This is a genomic window from Maribacter sp., from assembly GCF_049667165.1.
In the GTDB taxonomy this organism is placed as follows: domain Bacteria; phylum Bacteroidota; class Bacteroidia; order Flavobacteriales; family Flavobacteriaceae; genus Maribacter_A.
In genome coordinates this window covers 1-1,547 of sequence record NZ_JBATHS010000100.1, presented here as the reverse complement: position 1 = coordinate 1,547, position 1,547 = coordinate 1, and the positions used below count along the sequence as shown (strand labels likewise).

Annotated in this window: 2 protein-coding genes; both read left to right on the top strand. The window is 50.2% G+C overall.

All coding sequences use genetic code 11. The features are described 5' to 3' along the window. Nucleotides 1–479: 479 nt before the first annotated feature. Complete coding sequence (locus WBM98_RS05515; RefSeq protein ID WP_424365028.1) at nt 480–818, top strand: tRNA-binding protein; 339 nt, start codon at nt 480–482, stop codon at nt 816–818. 61 nt (nt 819–879) lie between these two features. Beyond that, nucleotides 880–1,140, top strand: a complete 261-nt coding sequence (locus WBM98_RS05510) for a hypothetical protein (protein ID WP_424365027.1) — start codon at nt 880–882, stop codon at nt 1,138–1,140. Nucleotides 1,141–1,547: the final 407 nt, after the last annotated feature.

The following is a 1,547-nucleotide window of genomic DNA, read 5'->3' as shown; positions in this document are numbered from 1 at the left end:
GGCCGAGACCACCAGTTCGTAGTCGCACCAGGAAGCTGACGCTCGCAGTCGGGCTGGACCGAACGACCGCTTTCTCATGGCACCACCGGCGCGAGTCGACCCACTGCTGACAACCGCGGAAGTTACTTAAAGCAGCCCGTCAAGGCTCGCGGGGGTGCCGCCCCTTGTTGGGCGCCGTCGATAAAAAAATCTGAGTCTGATACCAATACTGCTACTTGATCTGCGCGCTATAGTGCAGTCATTGAACACATTCGCGAACATAGTCCAGTGAACGGTTTGAGTTGCCGAGACGCGGCAACACATGCACGAACTTTGTCAGATTTGTTATCGCTGTTAATACCCCGGTGCGCCAACGTAAGCCCATGAATTCAAACACGTTCTGCCAATTTTCCAAGCTATGTTATTTCGTGGCCGCTGTGGATATATGGTGAAATACGAACTACATCAAAGTTATGCATACAGAGTACTTAAGGTAAATTATGGATTATATTGATTGGGGTGACTTTCAAAAGGTTGATATTCGCGTTGGAACCATTGTCGATGTAGAAGATTTTCCAGAGGCTCGCCGACCTGCTTACAAGTTACAGGTAGATTTTGGAGAAGAGCTTGGTATTAAAAAATCTAGTTCGCAAATCACTGATTTATACACCAAAGAAGACCTGTTGGGTAAGCAGGTGCTGGCCGTCGTAAACTTCCCACCAAAACAAATTGGCCCCATCATGTCTGAATGTTTAGTCACTGGGTTGTACCGGCCTGATGGTTCTGTTGTGCTTTCAACCGTTGATATGGAGCTACCTAATGGAACCAGGCTGGCATAACTAATCACTCAAGCGGACTGCGCTAACGCGCAGCTCGCTTAGTTTTATCGTTAAGTAACACATGAGTAATCTGCAGAAATTAATCATGTCGGCGAGAGGCGGGCTGTCAGTTCAAGAGAAAATCTCAGATGAAAAGTGGCTGGAAATTGCTACGCTCTGCGGGCCAGCTGAAATAGAAATTCGTATTAACGATTTACGCGCAGAGTTAGAGACTATTGAAGACTGGGATGGCGACACGCAAGACGATGTGAATTCCGCAATTTATAAATTTAAGCTACTCCTTGAGACAGCAAGGGCACATCGTGCAAAGTCACCTAACTAGTGGTTCAAATCGCTCGCTCCGCTCGCTGGGACGGGCTAAGGTGCAACCTGATCATTGAAGTCGGTGTGCAGGGCGACAGTCAGGTGAGGGCTCTCGAACACCGAGGGTTCACCGTCAAGCATGTCTCCATGGAGCCAGCGCTAAACGTACTGGAGTACTGGCTGCCCTCGCAAAACCGTTCGCCCAGTGTTCAGTGGTTGGAAGAATGAAACTTGACCCTTTGCTCGCCGCTGACAAGCAGCATCAGAATGCCACTGCGTTGCACATACTGCCTGCCGGACGGTGCCAACGTTGAGCGACTGCTTTCCCGTTTGACCACCGACCGCTCATGGCCGTCAACTGTCTGCCACTCCACGTGTGCAAATGACAAGGCGGAGCGACGCGGCAGGCTCTAGGTGACGGGATCT